This window comes from Variovorax durovernensis (assembly GCF_977011995.1).
The window spans coordinates 2,131,573-2,146,332 of record NZ_CDRNCW010000001.1 but is presented as its reverse complement, the minus strand read 5'-3'; the positions used below and the strand labels follow the sequence as shown (position 1 = coordinate 2,146,332).

Sequence of the window (14,760 nt, the reverse complement as noted above, 5' to 3'; positions counted from 1 at the left end):
AGGAAGAAGATCAGCGGAAGAAGATGAAGGTGCAGATGACGAACAGCGGAACCAGGATCGCCATCGACCACGCCATGTAGCCGAAGAAGCTCGGCATGCGCACGCCGCGGCTTTCGGCAATGGCCTTGACCATGAGGTTCGGCGCGTTGCCGATGTAGGTGTTGGCGCCCATGAACACCGCACCGGCCGAAATGGCGGCCAGCGTGGAGGCATAGGTCGTCATCAGTGCGGCCGGATCGCCGCCCGCGGTGTTGAAGAACACGAGGTAGGTCGGCGCGTTGTCCAGGAAGGAACTCAGCACGCCGGTGGCCCAGAAGTACATCGCCGGATCGGGCTGGCCGTCGGCACGCGTCACGGCCGAGACGATGGCGCCGAACGGCCCTTGCGTGCCGGCCTTGAGCATCGCGATCACCGGGATGATGGTCAGGAAGATGCCCGCGAACAGCTTGGCCACCTCGGCCATCGGCCCCCATTCGAACTGGTTGTCTGCGTGCACCTTGGGCGCGGTGAGCTTGTACGAGACCACCGCGATCAGCGCCAGCCCCACATCGCGCAGCAGGCCCGGCAGGCCGACCTCGGTGCCGAACACGTCGAACACCACGGGCGACTTCCAGAAGCCGCTCATCAGCACCAGCGCGACGATGCCGCCCAGCAGCCAGAAGTTGGCGGCACCGTCGAAGCGGATGCCGGGAGTGTCGGGCGTCGGGTCGACTGGCAGCACGCCTTCCTTGCGGTAGTAGTGGCGGTCGATGAAATAGAACAGCGCCAGCAGCACGGCCAGTATGAAGAGCGTCTCGGGCAGGATGTTCTGCACGGTCCAGAAAAAGCTGACGCCCTTCAGGAAGCCGAGGAACAGCGGCGGATCGCCCAGCGGCGTGAGCGAGCCGCCCGCGTTCGACACGATGAAGATGAAGAACACGATCACGTGCACCCTGTGCATGCGGTTGTCGTTGGCGCGGATCAGCGGCCGTATCAGCAGCATCGAGGCGCCCGTGGTCCCCATGAAGCTTGCGAGCACCGCGCCGATGGCCAGGATCGCCGTGTTGAGCCCTGGCGCGCCGCGCAGGTTGCCCCGGATATGGATGCCGCCCGCCACGGTGAACAGCGCCGTCAGCAGGATGATGAACGGGATGTACTCGGCCACCAGCGCATGCACCAGTTGCACGCCGGCCAGCGTCGCGCCGTAGGTGGCGGCAAAGGGCAGCAGGAAGGCCAGCGCCCAGGCCGCGGATATCTTGCCGTAGTGGTGGTGCCAGAACGATGGCGCAAGCAGCGGCATCAGCGCAATCGACAGCAGGATGCCCGCGAAGGGCACGCCCCACAGCGGCGACAGCTTGCCGCCGTCGAAGTCGGCGGCCGTGGCCAGGGCGGGAAGAAGGAGCAGCGGCACCGCGGCCGCGGTCAGTCGGATCGTTTTTTTCATCGGGGCTGTACCGTACCAGAGCGTGTGGCGCGGGGCGCGGGTACAGCCGTCAGGCGGGGGGTTGTTCGATCTCGAAGACCTGCCGCAGGTAGGCCAGGTATTTCTCGTCCTCGCACATGTTCTTGGACGGCGTGTCCGACAGCTTGGCCACCGGCTGGTCGTTGCAGTGGATCATCTTGATGACGATCTGCAGCGGCTCGTAGCCCAGGTCGTTGGTGAGGTTGGTGCCGATGCCGAAGGCCAGCTGGCAGCGGCCGCGGAACTGCTGGTAGAGCTCGATGGTGCGCGGCACCGTCAGGCCGTCGCTGAAGATCAGCGTCTTGGTACGCGGGTCGACCCGGTTGGCGACGTAGTGCGCCAGCATGCGCTCGCCCCACTGGAACGGATCGCCGCTGTCGTGGCGGGCGCCATCGAAGAGCTTGCAGAAATACAGGTCGAAGTCGCGCAGGAAGGCGCTCATGCCATACACGTCGGACAGCGCGATGCCGAGGTCGCCGCGGTACTCGCGCGCCCAGCTCTCGAAGCCGAAGATCTGGCTGTCGCGCAGCCGCGGGCCGAGCGCCTGGCAGGCCTGCAGGTATTCGTGCGCCATGGTGCCCAGCGGAATCAGGCCGAGCTTCATGGCGTACAGCACGTTGCTGGTGCCCGCGAGTTGCGGCAGCCGCGCGCCCGTGGGCGGATGCACCGCCGGGGGGGTGACTGCGCCCAGCCGCGCGGTCAGCGTGCGCAGGACCTCTTCGTGCCAATCCTTGGAGAAGCGGCGGCGCGTGCCGTAGTCGGCGATCTTGAGGTCGGCCAGGCCCTCGTCCTGCAGTTGCGCGATCTTGGTCTCGAGCCGGCGGCGGCCCTCTTCGAAATCGGGCTTCTTCCGGGTGTTGCGGAAGTAGACCTCGTTGACGATGGCCAGCACCGGGATCTCGAACAGGATTGTGTGCAGCCACGGCCCCTTGATGCGGATCTCGAGTTCGCCCGAGGGCTGGGGAATGATGTTGATGTACTTCTCGTTGAGCCTGAAGAGACCGAGAAAGTCGACGAAGTCGCTCTTGATGAAGCGCATGGAGCGCAGGTAGGCGAGCTCTGCGTCGCGGAACTGCAGCGAACACAGGCTGCGCACCTCGTCGCGGATCTGGCCTGCGAACTGGGCCAGGTCGACACCGGGGTTGCGGCACTTGAAGCGGTACTCGACCCGGGCCCCGGGAAAGTGGTGCAGCACGACCTGCATCATCGTGAATTTGTAGAGGTCGGTGTCGAGCAGGCTGTGAATGATCATGGTGCTGTACGCGATGCTGTGCGATGCGGTGTCTCAAACTTTCGGCGTCCGCTCGATTATCACGGGGCGCGTCGGCCTCTGCCTACGAGGCCCGGACAGCACGTCCTACCGATGGGGTGAATCCACCCGGCGACATTGACTTCACGGCGGCGCAACGGTCCGCCGAATCAACATCTCAAAGGAGAGTCGCATGAACAAGGACACCATCGAAGGCAACTGGAAACAGCTCAAGGGCAAGGTCAAGGAGCAATGGGGAAAGCTGACCGACGACGACTTCGATGTCATTGCCGGCAAGCGCGACCAACTGCTGGGCCGCATCCAGGAACGCCACGGCATCAGCCGCGACGAAGCCGAGAAGCAGGTGAAGGAATGGGAATCGCGCGACGGCCGCACGCCCGACGCGCTGTGGTTCGAGCGCTACTGAAGCGCCCGCCGACTTCGACCTGTTTCAACAACTCCCGGAAGGAAACTCCAATGAAAAAACATCTGCTGATGCTCGCTCTTGCATCCACCTGCTTCGTCGCCACGCAAGCCAGCGCGATGACCAAGGACGAATACAAGGTCGCCAAGGAAAAGATCGAGGCCGACTACAAGGTCGCCAAGACCCAGTGCGACACGATGAAGGACAACGCCAAGGACGTCTGCCAGAAGGACGCCAAGGGCAAGGAAGACGTGGCCAAGGCCGAGCTGGAACAGCAATACCAGCCGAGCGATAGCCATGCCCGCAAGGTCGCTGAAGAAAAGGTGAAGGCCACCTACGAGGTCGCAAAGGAAAAGTGCGACGACCAGAAGGGCGACGCCAAGAGCGCCTGCGTGAACCAGGCCAAGGCTGACGAAGACAAGGGCAAGGCCGACATCAAGGCCATGAAGAAGACGATGTAAGGCCTGACCGCCTTCAAAAGACAGAACGGCGCCCTCGGGCGCCGTTTGTCGTTGAGGAACTGGTTTCCGCTCAGGCCTTGAGCGATTCGACCACCTGCTGCAATGCCTCGGGTAGCGGCACGGGGCGCTGGGTGGCGCGGTCGACGTAGACGTGGATGAAGTGGCCCTGCGCCGCGGCGCTGTCAGAGCCTTCGGCGAACAGAGCGATTTCATAGCGAACGCTGGAGCGGCCGGCCTGCGCAACGCGGATGCCCGCCTCCACCGTCTGCGGAAACGCGATGGGAGCGAAGTAGTTGCACTGGGTCTCGACCACGAAGCCGATGGTCTGGCCCTGGTGGATGTCGAGCGCGCCGCGCTCGATCAGCAGCGCGTTCACCGCCGTATCGAACCAGCTGTAGTAGACGACGTTGTTGACGTGGCCGTACATGTCGTTGTCGGCCCAGCGCGTCGGGATGCTGCGAAAGGCGCGATAGCCGTCACGTGTATTCGGGGTAGGTTTGGTGGTGGCGCTCATCGCGCGGCATTTTGCCAGTGGCGCCAGTACTCCAGGGCCACCCTGAAGGTGCCGACCTGCACCTGCACCGTCTCCGCAATGTCGCTGGCGTAGCCGCCGGCCATCGCGAACGCCATCGGCAGGCGGCGCTGCCAGGCCCAGTCGAACACACGCCGGTCGCGCGCCTCCAGCCCGTCGAAGCTGAGCTTGAGGCGGCCCAGGCGGTCGCGCTCGAAGGGATCGGCGCCGGCGAGGTAGATCACGAGGCCGGGGGCAAAGCGCCGGTCGAGTTCGTCGAGTGCGTGCTCCAGCGCGGCCAGGTACTCGGCGTCGCCGCAGCCGTCGGGCAACTCGACATCGAGGTCGCTCGTCTCCTTGCGGAAGGGAAAGTTCTTCTGGCCGTGCAGCGACAGCGTGAACACGCTCGGGTCACTCTGGAAGATGCTCGCGGTGCCGTTGCCTTGGTGCACGTCGAGATCGATCACCGCCACCCTGAGCGACTGCCCGGCTCGGGCGTGCTCTGCCTGCATGAGCCGGGCGGCCACGGCGGCGTCGTTGAAGACGCAGAAGCCGCTGCCCTTGTCGGCGTAGGCATGGTGCGTGCCGCCCGCCATGTTGGCCGACACGCCCTCCGCGAAGGCCACGCGGCAGGCGGCGATGGTGGCGCCGGCCGAACGGCGCGAGCGCTCGACCATCGCCTCGCTCCAGGGAAAGCCGATTTCGCGCATCGCCTGCGGGCTGACGCTGCCTTCGCTGACGGCGGAGATCCATTCGGGTGTGTGGGCGAGCGCCAGCTCGTCGTCGCCGGCACGCGGAGCCACGTCCATCACCACCGCCGGAAGCTGCTCCAGCAGGCGGTCGCGCAGCATGGCGTAGCGCGACATGGGGAAGCGATGGCCCTCGGGCAGGGGCAGGACGAACTGGCCGGAATAGAAGGCGCGCATGCCCGCATTCTGGAGCGGCAGGCCGAATTTAGAAGACGCGTTCTAAATTGCTGCAGAGCAGCAAAAACCCCTTGCCCGCAAAACTCAGCTGCCTATACTTGAGGCCATGCTGCACCGCAACATAGACGGCGAGACAGCGCAACGTGAACCGACCACCTAATCATCCCTTCTGGAGATCTCAAATGGCCCTGACAGCTGACCAAATCCTCGCCGCCCAAAAAGCCAACCTCGAAACCCTGTTCGGCCTGACCACCAAGGCCTTCGAAGGCGTCGAAAAGCTGGTCGAACTGAACGTGACTGCTTCCAAGGCAGCCCTGGCCGAAGCCCAGAGCACCGCCCAGGCCGCCCTCAGCGTGAAGGACGCTCAAGAACTGCTGACGCTGCAAGCCAGCCTGTTCCAGCCCCTGGCTGAAAAGACCGCCGCCTACAGCCGTCACCTGTACGACATCGCCCAAGGCACCGGCGCCGAGTTCGGCAAGGCTTTCGAAGCCAAGGCCACCGAAGCCCAACAAGCCTTCGTCGGCCTCGTCGACAGCGCTTCCAAGAATGCACCGGCCGGTTCGGAAACCGCCGTTGCCGTGCTGAAGAGCGCCGTGGCCGCCGCCAACAACGCTTTCGAATCGGTTCAGAAGGCCGTCAAGCAAGCGTCGGACGTCGCCGAAGCCAACTTCAACGCCGTGTCGACGCAAGCCGTCGCCGCCGCGAAGACCGCGACCGCTTCGCGCAAGCGCTAAGCAGCCGACCACCACCAGTTGTCTCCTTGGGTCCTCACGGATCCAATTCAGGGCCTCATCCTCGGATGAGGCCTTTTTTTTGGCCTGACGGGCGTCTTCGATAATGCAAGGCTCATCTCAGGAGACTTTCAATGCAGATCGACGGCAAGGTTTTTATCGTGACCGGTGGCGCTTCGGGCCTCGGCGAAGGCACGGCGCGCATGCTGGCCGCCAACGGCGCCAAGGTGGTCATCGCCGACATGCAGGCTGACAAGGGCGAAGCCGTTGCCAAGGAAATCGGCGGCGTGTTCGTCAAGTGCGACGTGAGCCAGGAAGCCGACGGCCAAGCGGTGGTGGCCGCCGCGCTCAAGCTCGGCAAGCTGGTCGGACTGGTCAACTGCGCCGGCATCGCGCCGGCCGAGAAGACCGTGGGCAAGAACGGCCCGCACGCGCTGGCGGTGTTCAGCAAGACCGTCACGGTCAACCTGATCGGCAGCTTCAACATGATCCGCCTGGCGGCCGACGCCATGGGCAAGAACGAGCCCGAAGCCACCGGCGAGCGCGGCGTGCTGATTTCAACCGCTTCGGTCGCGGCCTACGACGGCCAGATCGGCCAGGCGGCCTACAGCGCCTCCAAGGGCGGCGTGGTCGGCATGACGCTGCCGATCGCCCGCGACCTCGCGCGCAGCGGCATCCGCAACATGACCATCGCCCCCGGCATCTTCGGCACGCCCATGCTGTTCGGCATGCCTCAGGAAGTGCAGGACGCCCTGGCGGCCAGCGTGCCCTTCCCCTCGCGCCTGGGCACGCCCGAGGACTACGCCAAGCTGGCCAAGCACATCATCGAGAACGACATGCTCAACGGCGAGGTGATTCGTCTGGACGGAGCGATTCGATTGGCTCCCCGCTGACCTCGGAGGCTGGCGGCTTCGTGCTGCCGGTGCGGTCCAGGCGCTCGTACTGCGCGATCACCTGGGCTCCCAGCAGCACCAGCGTGGCCGCAATTTCCAGGCTCAGCAGCACCACGATCGCCGTGGTGAGCGAGCCGTAGACCACGTTCACCTGCGACAGCGTAGAGAAGTACCAGATCAGCACGCGCCGCGTGGCCTCCCACAGCAGCGCGGCCGTCACGCCGCCCAGCAGCGCATGCCGCAGCGACATGCGCCCGGCCGGCATCACGAGGTAGAGCGAGGTCAGCATGAAGATCTCGCCGCCCAGCCCCAGCAGGTACAGCAGAAGCCCCGAAATACCCGACAGCGACCAGCTGTGCCCCAGCAGGTCGACGCTCTCCTGCCCCACCAGCTGCAGCGCGCCCGACACCAGCGTGACCAGCAGCAGCCCCACGCAAAGGCACAGGATGTAGACGTACGGCATGGCCACGGACACCAGGAAATGGCGTTTGTGGGCGGCCTTGCGGTGGTGGAAGAACACCGCCATCGCACTCTCGAGAACGCTGAAGGCCAGAGAGCTGAAGAAGATCATCGTCACCAGCAGCACCGGCCCGAGCACGTCGCGGTGATCCAGGAAGCTCGACAGTTCGGCCACGATGGCTTTCGACTGCCCCGGCAGCAGCCATTCGAGATACCGCCCGATGGTGCGCAGCAATTCGGCCTGCTCGATGACGTGCGACAGCGCGATCACGCTCACGATCAGCAGCGGCACGATGGACAAGAGCGCGTAGTACGCCACCGCGCCCGCGAGCAGCAGGCCCTGGTTGGCGCGGAATTCCTTCAGCGCCTCCCAGGCGAATCGCACGGGGTGGCGCAGCACGGGAGCAGCATGTTGCAAGGGGTTGGACATCGTCATGCGTGGATTTCGGTCGCGGCCAGTATGCCGCCCGGCCGCGGGCGTTCGGCGGCTTGCGTATGATTTGCCGCTCTTCGCCTACATGACCATCCCCGCTTCATTCATCCAGGAACTCATCGCGCGCGCCGATGTGGTCGAGATCGTCGGCCGCTATGTGCAGCTCAAGAAGGCCGGCGCCAATTTCATGGGCCTGTGCCCGTTCCACGGCGAGAAATCGCCCTCTTTCTCCGTCAGCCCGACCAAGCAGTTCTATCACTGCTTCGGCTGCGGGGTGCATGGCAACGCCATCGGCTTCCTGATGGAGCATGCGGGCATGGGCTTCGTCGAGGCGGTGCATGACCTGGCCGGCCAGTACGGCCTGCAGGTGCCGGAGGACGACGCCTCCCCCGCCGAACGCGCCCGCGCCGCCAGCCAGCGCCAGAAGCAGGCCACGCTGACCGACGTGCTCGAAAAGGCCGGCGACGCCTACCGCAAGCACCTGCGCCAGGCGCCCGGCGCCATCGAATACCTGAAGGGTCGCGGCGTGTCCGGCGAGGTGGCCAAGCAGTTCGGCATCGGCTACGCGCCGGCCGGCTGGCGCGCGCTGGCCAGCGTGTTCCCCGACTACGACGACCCGCTGCTCGCCGAGAGCGGGCTGGTGATCGTCAACAACGAAGAAGGCAAGCTCAGCGAGGAGGAAGCCAAGCGCTACGACCGCTTCCGCGACCGCGTGATGTTCCCGATCCGCAACGTGAAGGGCGAGTGCATCGGCTTCGGCGGCCGCGTGCTGGGCGACGAGAAGCCCAAGTACCTGAACTCGCCTGAGACGCCCGTGTTCAGCAAGGGCCGTGAGCTCTACGGCCTCTACGAAGCCCGTGCCGCCTTCCGCGACCGGGGCTACGCACTGGTCACCGAGGGCTACATGGACGTGGTGGCGCTGGCGCAACTCGGCTTTCCGAACGCGGTGGCCACGCTGGGCACGGCCTGCACGAGCGAGCATGTGCAAAAGCTCTTCCGCTTCACCGAATCGGTGGTGTTCAGCTTCGACGGGGACGCCGCCGGCCGCCGCGCCGCGCGCAAGGCGCTCGACGGCGCGCTGCCCTACGCCACCGACGTGCGCAGCATCAAGTTTCTGTTCCTGCCGGCCGAGCACGACCCCGACAGCTTCATCCGCGAGCACGGCGCCGAGGCCTTCGCCCGCTTCGTGACCGAGGCCACGCCGCTGTCGCGCTTCATGCTCGAAGCCGCCCGCGAAGGCTGCGACCTGACCACCGCCGAAGGCCGCGCCCACATGACCAGCAACGTGCGCCCGCTCTGGAGCGCCATGCCCGACGGCGCGCTCAAGCGCCAGCTGCTGGGCGAGATCGCCGCGCTGGTGCAGCTCGACGCGGCGGCGCTCTCGGAGCTGTGGGCCTCCACGCCCGGCCCGCGCAAGCCTGGCGGCACCTCCGCCGGGCAGCGCCACAACGAACCGCCCATGTACACGGGCGGCGGGGACGACTACTACCCCGACATGCCGCCGCCGCAGGACTACGAGCCGCCGCGCTATGAAAGCGATAGCAAGCCCAAGTTCCAGCCGCAGCGCAAGTTCATCAAGGGCAAGCGCTGGGGCGGCAAGTTCGAGGAGCCCATAGAGCCGCTGCGCGGCCGCGGCACCCCGCCCAGCCGGCCCGACGTAGCGGTGCGGCTGCTGCTGTCGAACATGGCGCAGTGGGAGGCGCTTTCGCACGAGCTGCACCTGATGCTGTGCGACCTGCCCGGCTCGCACGGCGCCCTCTTCACATGGCTCGACAGCCAGCTGCACGAGCACGGCGTCCAGCCCTGGGCGGCGCTGCGCGAGGGCCTGCGCGGGCTCGACTTCGAGCCACTGGCCGAGCGGCTCATGGCCGTCTCCGAAGCCGGGCCGGTGCCCGAGGGCGAGGAAGAACAGCACCTGGCCGACGCCGCCAAGGAGCTGACCAGCGTGCTCGACTTCATGCTCGACGACCGCCTGAAAGCCCAGCAGAGCGAGGCCATCGCGGCCGTAGGTAAAGACCCGAAGGCCCTGGAGCGCTACAAGGCGCTGGAGGCGCGCCGGCTCGAATTGCGCAACCGCCTGCGCCCGTCCGGTACAGAAAGTGCTTGAAATTTGCGCAACGCGCTATAATGTAGGGCTTCGCAACTGGCGAAATTAGGCAAGAGCGACAGCAGCACCTCCGGGCCGACCCCTAGCGCAACGCACTCCAACGGTAAATTCCGGCGGAAAGGGTCAATAACCGCAAGGACTGCACACCAAATGTTCGCCCGACATCTTGCCTGTTGAGGAATCACTTCCTCTTTCCCAATTGTTTTGTCCGTGCCTGTGCACGGGCGTGGTGGCGCTGTCCGCGTGACGGCGCGCCTGTGATTCCGCTTGTCTTTTCTTGCCGTAACGAGGTCGTATGCCCAGTTCAAAGAAGCCTGCTCCTTCACTTGCCAAAAGCGTCGCCACCAAGCCCGCAGCAGAAAAACCGTTGAAAGCCGGCCAGTCGCCGGCATCTAAGACGGGTGCCGCCGCAACCAAATCGGCAGCCGCAACGAAAGTGAAAACCGTGCCCACGAAATCGACCTCTCTCGACGATCCCAAAAAAGCCGCCGCCCCCGCCGCCAAGAAAGTCGGGCGCCCGCCCAAGGCCGCCGGCGCCGCTGCCACCACCGGCGCCAAGCGCGGCCGCAAGCCCAAGGCTGACAAGGACGCGCCCGAGAGCGACATCGACCTGTCGGACATCGAGGACGACCTGGCCGGCGACGAACCCGCGGCAGCCACGACCACCGAAGAGAAGGTCAAGCCGCTTCGCATGAAGATCAGCAAGGCGAAGGAACGCGCCTTGATGAAGGAGTTCGGCCTCGACGAGACCGTGCTCTCCGAAGAAGACCTGGCCAAGCGCCGCTCGCGCCTGAAGACCCTGATCACGCTGGGCAAGACCCGCGGCTACCTCACGCACGGCGAAATCTCCGACCACTTGCCCGACAAGCTGGTCGACGCCGAGACCATGGAAGTCGTGGTCACCATGCTCAACGACATGGGCGTGGCGGTGTACGAGCAGACGCCCGACGCCGAAACCCTGCTGCTGAACAACACCGCACCCACCGCCACCACGGTGGAAGAAGCCGAGGAAGAAGCCGAAGCGGCTCTCTCCACGGTGGACAGCGAATTCGGCCGCACCACCGACCCGGTGCGCATGTACATGCGCGAAATGGGCACGGTCGAACTGCTGACCCGCGAAGGCGAAATCGAAATCGCCAAGCGCATCGAAGGCGGCCTGATGGCCATGATGGAAGCCATCTCGGCCTCCCCAGCCACCATCGCCGAAATCCTGCGCCTGGCCGCCGAGATCCGTGAAGGCAAGGTCGTCATCTCGACCATCGTCGACGGCTTCTCGAACCCCAACGAGGCCGACGACTACGTGGCCGAAGAAGACTTCGACGAATTCGACGAAGAAGACGACGACGACGGCAAGGGCGGCTCCAAGGCCCTGACCAAGAAGCTCGAAGAACTCAAGCGTGACGCGCTCGAACGCTTCGACCGCATCGCCGCCCTGTTCGAGAAGGTCCACAAGATCTACGACAAGGAAGGCTACGGCACGCCGGCGTACGCCAAGGCCCAGCAGGCCATGTCGGACGAGCTGATGACCATCCGCTTCACCGCCCGCACCATCGAAAAGCTGTGCGACCTGGTGCGCACGCAGGTGGACGACGTTCGCAAGAAGGAACGCGAGCTGCGCCGCATCATCGTGGACAAGTGCGGCTTCCCGCAGGAAGAGTTCATCCGCGACTTCAGCGGCTTCGACAAGAACGGCAACGTCATTCCGTCCAACCTGCTGAACCTCAAGTGGGTCGAGAAGCAGGCCGCCGCCGGCAAGCCGTGGAGCACGGTGCTCGGGCGCAACATCCCGCCGGTGCAGGAACTGCAGCAGAAGCTCGCCGACATCCAGTCGCGCGTGGTGGTGCCGCTCACGCAGCTCAAGGACATCAACAAGCGCATGAACGAAGGCGAATCGTCTTCGCGCGACGCCAAGAAGGAAATGATCGAGGCCAACCTGCGCCTCGTGATCTCCATCGCCAAGAAGTACACCAACCGCGGCCTGCAGTTCCTGGACCTGATCCAGGAAGGCAACATCGGCCTGATGAAGGCGGTCGACAAGTTCGAATACCGTCGCGGCTACAAGTTCTCGACCTACGCGACGTGGTGGATCCGCCAGGCCATCACCCGCTCGATCGCCGACCAGGCGCGCACCATCCGCATCCCGGTGCACATGATCGAGACGATCAACAAGATGAACCGCATTTCGCGCCAGCACTTGCAGGAGTTCGGCTTCGAGCCCGACGCCGGCATCCTGGCCGCGAAGATGGAGATCCCGGAAGACAAGATCCGCAAGATCATGAAGATCGCCAAGGAGCCGATCTCGATGGAAACTCCCATCGGCGACGACGACGATTCGCACCTGGGCGACTTCATCGAGGACAGCAGCAACACGGCGCCCATCGAAGCCGCCATGCAGGCCGGCCTGCGCGACGTGGTCAAGGACATCCTCGACTCGCTCACGCCGCGCGAAGCCAAGGTGCTGCGCATGCGCTTCGGCATCGAAATGAGCACGGACCACACGCTGGAAGAAGTCGGCAAGCAGTTCGACGTGACCCGCGAGCGCATCCGCCAGATCGAAGCCAAGGCGCTGCGCAAGCTGAAGCACCCGAGCCGTTCGGACAAGCTGCGCAGCTTCATCGACACCCTGTAATCCGGGTTCGCTGAAGCCAAAGCGCCCGCCTTGCCCCTCACACGGGCGGCGGGCGTTCTCTTTTTCGTAGACAGACAACAAGTACAACGGAGCTGCCTTTCCATGAATCCCGATGCAGACAAACTCTGGCAGGCCCCGCGCTGGGCGCTTGCCGTGCTGCTCGCCGTGCTGGGCATGCTCGGGCCCTTCTCGATCGACACCTACATCCCGGCGTTCTCGGGCATCGCGCAATCGATCGGCGCGACGCCTGCAGAGATGCAGCAGACGCTCTCGGCCTACCTTTTCGGCTTCGCGTTCATGAACCTGTTCCACGGCGCGCTGTCGGACAGCTTCGGGCGCCGCCCCGTGGTGCTGTGGGGGCTGGCGGTGTTCACGCTGGCGTCGCTGGGCTGCGCGCTGTCGCAGAACATCACGCAGCTGGTGCTGTTCCGCGGGCTGCAGGGCCTTTCGACCGGCGCCGGCATCGTGGTGTCGCGCGCGGTGATCCGCGACATGTTCCCGCCCGCCGAGGCGCAGCGGGTGATGAGCCAGGTCACGATCTACTTCGGCGTGGCGCCGGCCATCGCGCCCATCGTGGGCGGCTTCCTGTTCGTGCACGCGGGCTGGCATGCGGTGTTCTGGTTCCTGGTGGCGGTGGGCGTGGTGCTGTTCACGGCCAACTACAAGCTGCTGCCCGAGACGCTGCACAAGGACCACCGCCAGCCCTTCCAGGTGCGCCACCTGATGCGCGGCTACTGGGACCTGTGCTCCGACCCGCGCTTCCTGCTGCTGGCCTTTGCCAGCGGCGTGCCCTTCAACGGCATGTTCCTCTACGTGCTGGCCGCGCCCGCGTTCCTCGGCGACCACCTCGCCCTGCAGCCGCAGCAGTTCTTCTGGTTCTTCCTGCTGACCATCGGCGGCATCATGCTCGGCGCGCGCGCCAGCGGGCGCATGGCCGGCAAGGTCGCGCCCAAGCGGCAGATCCGCGACGGCTTTCTCATCATGCTGATCACCTCGGTGGTCAACGTGATGGCCAACACCTTCTTCCAAGCGCACGTGGCATGGGCGCTGTGGCCGCTGGCGGTGTTCGCCTTCGGCTGGGCGCTGATGGTGCCGGTGGTCACGCTGCTGGTGCTCGACCTGCACCCCGAGCGCCGCGGCATGGCCTCGTCGCTGCAGGCAGTGATCGGCTCCACCGCCAACGGCATCGTGGCCGGCGCGGTGGCGCCGCTGGTGATGCATTCCACGCTCGCGCTGGCGCTGACTTCGATGGCCATGCTCGCCATCGGCCTCGTCGCCTGGGTGTGGCTGCACGGCCGCTGGCCCGAGATCGGGCGCATGGTCGCCCACGAAGGCTGAGCACGGGAGACGCGTTCCGATGCCGAGGTTCGACGCCCTCCTGGCTCATGCGCGCGCCTGGCTGCCGGCACGCACCACCGTCGATGCGCGCGAACGTCTGCGCGCAGTGGCCGGTGCCGGCCTCGGCCTGCTGGCGGCGGCGCTGCTGTCGCACTGGCTGGCAGGTCCGCTGCATGCAAGCGTCTGGCTGATCGCGCCGCTGGGCGCCAGCGCGGTGCTGGTGTTCGCGGTGCCGGCGAGCCCGCTGGCGCAGCCCTGGCCGGTGATCGGCGGCAACACGCTGTCGGCGGTGGTGGGCATCGCCTGCGCCAGCTGGATTCCCGAGCCGACCATCGCTGCTGCCGTGGCCGTGGCACTGGCCGTTGCGCTCATGTTCAGCGCACGCTGCCTGCATCCGCCCGGCGGCGCCGCGGCGCTGCTTGCGGTGCTCACGCACACCACGCATTTCTCGTCGGCGCTGTTCCCCTTCTTCACCAACTCGCTGCTGCTGGTACTGGCGGGCGTGCTCTACAACACGCTCACCGGCCGGCGCTATCCGCATGTGCAGGTCGCGCGCCCGCCGGCGGCCGATGCGCGCTTCAGCCAGGCCGACATCGACGCCGTGCTGGCCCGCTACAACCAGGTGCTGGACATCAGCCGCGACGACCTCGAATCGCTGATCCAGCAGACCGAGCTGGAGTCGTACAAGCGCCGCCTCGGCACGCTGCATTGCGCCGACATCATGTCGAGCGAGCCCATCTCGGTGGAGTTCGGCACGCCGCTGCAGGAAGCCTGGGCGCTGATGCACGAACGCCGCATCAAGGCCCTGCCGGTAACGGATCGCACGCGCCGCGTGGTCGGCATCGTCACGCAGGCCGATTTCTTCCGCCAGCTCGACCTGCAGCACCACGACGGCATCGCGGGCAGGCTGCGCGAGCTGATTCGCGCCACGCGCACCGTGATGTCGAACAAGCCAGAGGTGGTCGGCCAGATCATGACGCGCCAGGTGCGCGTGGCCAGCGCCGACCGGCCGGTGGTCGACCTGGTGCCGCTGTTCTCCGAAGGCGGGCACCACCATATCCCGATCATCGACGGCGAGAAGCGCCTGACGGGGATGATCACGCAGTCGGATTTCGTGCGGGCGCTCTACCGCGCCGTCGGGCCGGCGTAGGCCCGGCC

General features: G+C 65.8%; 14 protein-coding genes. 8 read left to right on the top strand and 6 right to left on the bottom strand.

From position 1 onward, the window contains the following. Positions 1–10 precede the first annotated feature (10 nt). On the bottom strand, positions 11–1,423 hold the full coding sequence (locus ACWV14_RS10190; RefSeq protein WP_454906979.1) for a sodium:proton antiporter: 1,413 nt from the start codon (positions 1,421–1,423) through the stop codon (positions 11–13). Positions 1,424–1,472: 49 nt separating this feature from the next. After that, positions 1,473–2,693 carry a nicotinate phosphoribosyltransferase gene (pncB, locus tag ACWV14_RS10185; protein WP_454906981.1) on the bottom strand — a complete coding sequence of 407 codons (1,221 nt, stop codon included), beginning with the start codon at positions 2,691–2,693 and terminating at the stop codon, positions 1,473–1,475. A gap of 190 nt (positions 2,694–2,883) precedes the next feature. Between pncB and ACWV14_RS10180 the strand changes: the two genes are divergently transcribed. Further along, the gene (locus ACWV14_RS10180) at positions 2,884–3,117 is read left to right on the top strand and encodes a CsbD family protein (protein WP_081268647.1); all 234 of its coding nucleotides are present in this window, start codon (positions 2,884–2,886) and stop codon (positions 3,115–3,117) included. 50 nt (positions 3,118–3,167) lie between these two features. After that, a complete protein-coding gene (locus ACWV14_RS10175) occupies positions 3,168–3,575 on the top strand; it encodes a hypothetical protein (protein WP_454906983.1) in 408 nt (135 codons plus the stop codon). Positions 3,576–3,645: 70 nt separating this feature from the next. Here the strand turns inward: ACWV14_RS10175 and ACWV14_RS10170 are convergent, their stop codons facing one another. Both ACWV14_RS10170 and ACWV14_RS10165 read right to left on the bottom strand, forming a co-directional pair. Next, positions 3,646–4,089: an acyl-CoA thioesterase gene (locus tag ACWV14_RS10170; RefSeq protein ID WP_454906985.1), complete on the bottom strand. Its 444-nt coding sequence runs from the start codon at positions 4,087–4,089 to the stop codon at positions 3,646–3,648. After that, positions 4,086–5,012, bottom strand: coding sequence for a histone deacetylase family protein (locus ACWV14_RS10165; protein WP_454906987.1), 927 nt, complete (start codon positions 5,010–5,012; stop codon positions 4,086–4,088). Before ACWV14_RS10165 ends, ACWV14_RS10170 begins: the two co-directional genes overlap by 4 nt. A 182-nt stretch (positions 5,013–5,194) precedes the next feature. Here ACWV14_RS10165 and ACWV14_RS10160 point away from each other — a divergent pair, with 182 nt between their 5' ends. Together ACWV14_RS10160 and ACWV14_RS10155 are read left to right on the top strand one after the other, a co-directional pair. Continuing rightward, entirely contained in the window at positions 5,195–5,746 is a 552-nt protein-coding gene (locus ACWV14_RS10160; protein ID WP_198088673.1) for a phasin family protein, read from the top strand. 131 nt (positions 5,747–5,877) lie between these two features. Continuing rightward, positions 5,878–6,636 carry a 3-hydroxyacyl-CoA dehydrogenase gene (locus tag ACWV14_RS10155; RefSeq protein WP_422085775.1) on the top strand — a complete coding sequence of 253 codons (759 nt, stop codon included), beginning with the start codon at positions 5,878–5,880 and terminating at the stop codon, positions 6,634–6,636. On the opposite strand, the gene ACWV14_RS10150 is transcribed toward ACWV14_RS10155, so the two are convergent. After that, positions 6,584–7,531, bottom strand: a complete 948-nt coding sequence (locus ACWV14_RS10150) for a YihY/virulence factor BrkB family protein (RefSeq protein WP_081268641.1) — start codon at positions 7,529–7,531, stop codon at positions 6,584–6,586. The two genes, ACWV14_RS10155 and ACWV14_RS10150, sit on opposite strands and share 53 nt — an antisense overlap. A gap of 82 nt (positions 7,532–7,613) precedes the next feature. Here ACWV14_RS10150 and dnaG point away from each other — a divergent pair, with 82 nt between their 5' ends. Continuing rightward, positions 7,614–9,635 (top strand): DNA primase, encoded by a 2,022-nt coding sequence (dnaG, locus tag ACWV14_RS10145; RefSeq protein WP_454906990.1) that lies wholly within the window; start codon positions 7,614–7,616, stop codon positions 9,633–9,635. 123 nt (positions 9,636–9,758) lie between these two features. Here dnaG and ACWV14_RS10140 read toward each other — a convergent pair whose 3' ends face one another. Further along, on the bottom strand, positions 9,759–10,088 hold the full coding sequence (locus ACWV14_RS10140) for a hypothetical protein (RefSeq protein ID WP_422085772.1): 330 nt from the start codon (positions 10,086–10,088) through the stop codon (positions 9,759–9,761). On the opposite strand from ACWV14_RS10140, the gene rpoD reads away from it, so the two are divergent. From rpoD to ACWV14_RS10125, 3 genes are all read left to right on the top strand, one after another. Next, a complete protein-coding gene (gene rpoD / locus ACWV14_RS10135) occupies positions 10,081–12,264 on the top strand; it encodes an RNA polymerase sigma factor RpoD (RefSeq protein ID WP_454906992.1) in 2,184 nt (727 codons plus the stop codon). The two genes, ACWV14_RS10140 and rpoD, sit on opposite strands and share 8 nt — an antisense overlap. 102 nt (positions 12,265–12,366) lie before the next feature. Then, positions 12,367–13,602 (top strand): multidrug effflux MFS transporter, encoded by a 1,236-nt coding sequence (locus ACWV14_RS10130; protein ID WP_454906994.1) that lies wholly within the window; start codon positions 12,367–12,369, stop codon positions 13,600–13,602. 19 nt (positions 13,603–13,621) lie between these two features. Then, the gene (locus ACWV14_RS10125) at positions 13,622–14,752 is read left to right on the top strand and encodes an HPP family protein (RefSeq protein ID WP_454906995.1); all 1,131 of its coding nucleotides are present in this window, start codon (positions 13,622–13,624) and stop codon (positions 14,750–14,752) included. Positions 14,753–14,760: the final 8 nt, after the last annotated feature.

What these genes read in the sequence shown, in the direction of transcription:
- ACWV14_RS10125 (WP_454906995.1), top strand. Translation starts at nt 13,622, where the DNA reads ATGCCGAGGTTCGACGCCCTCCTGGCTCATGCGCGCGCCTGGCTGCCG.
- ACWV14_RS10160 (WP_198088673.1), top strand. Translation starts at nt 5,195, where the DNA reads ATGGCCCTGACAGCTGACCAAATCCTCGCCGCCCAAAAAGCCAACCTC.
- ACWV14_RS10150 (WP_081268641.1), bottom strand. Translation starts at nt 7,531, where the DNA reads ATGACGATGTCCAACCCCTTGCAACATGCTGCTCCCGTGCTGCGCCAC.
- ACWV14_RS10165 (WP_454906987.1), bottom strand. Translation starts at nt 5,012, where the DNA reads ATGCGCGCCTTCTATTCCGGCCAGTTCGTCCTGCCCCTGCCCGAGGGC.
- ACWV14_RS10190 (WP_454906979.1), bottom strand. Translation starts at nt 1,423, where the DNA reads ATGAAAAAAACGATCCGACTGACCGCGGCCGCGGTGCCGCTGCTCCTT.
- dnaG (WP_454906990.1), top strand. Translation starts at nt 7,614, where the DNA reads ATGACCATCCCCGCTTCATTCATCCAGGAACTCATCGCGCGCGCCGAT.
- pncB (WP_454906981.1), bottom strand. Translation starts at nt 2,693, where the DNA reads ATGATCATTCACAGCCTGCTCGACACCGACCTCTACAAATTCACGATG.
- ACWV14_RS10130 (WP_454906994.1), top strand. Translation starts at nt 12,367, where the DNA reads ATGAATCCCGATGCAGACAAACTCTGGCAGGCCCCGCGCTGGGCGCTT.
- ACWV14_RS10175 (WP_454906983.1), top strand. Translation starts at nt 3,168, where the DNA reads ATGAAAAAACATCTGCTGATGCTCGCTCTTGCATCCACCTGCTTCGTC.
- ACWV14_RS10170 (WP_454906985.1), bottom strand. Translation starts at nt 4,089, where the DNA reads ATGAGCGCCACCACCAAACCTACCCCGAATACACGTGACGGCTATCGC.
- ACWV14_RS10155 (WP_422085775.1), top strand. Translation starts at nt 5,878, where the DNA reads ATGCAGATCGACGGCAAGGTTTTTATCGTGACCGGTGGCGCTTCGGGC.
- ACWV14_RS10180 (WP_081268647.1), top strand. Translation starts at nt 2,884, where the DNA reads ATGAACAAGGACACCATCGAAGGCAACTGGAAACAGCTCAAGGGCAAG.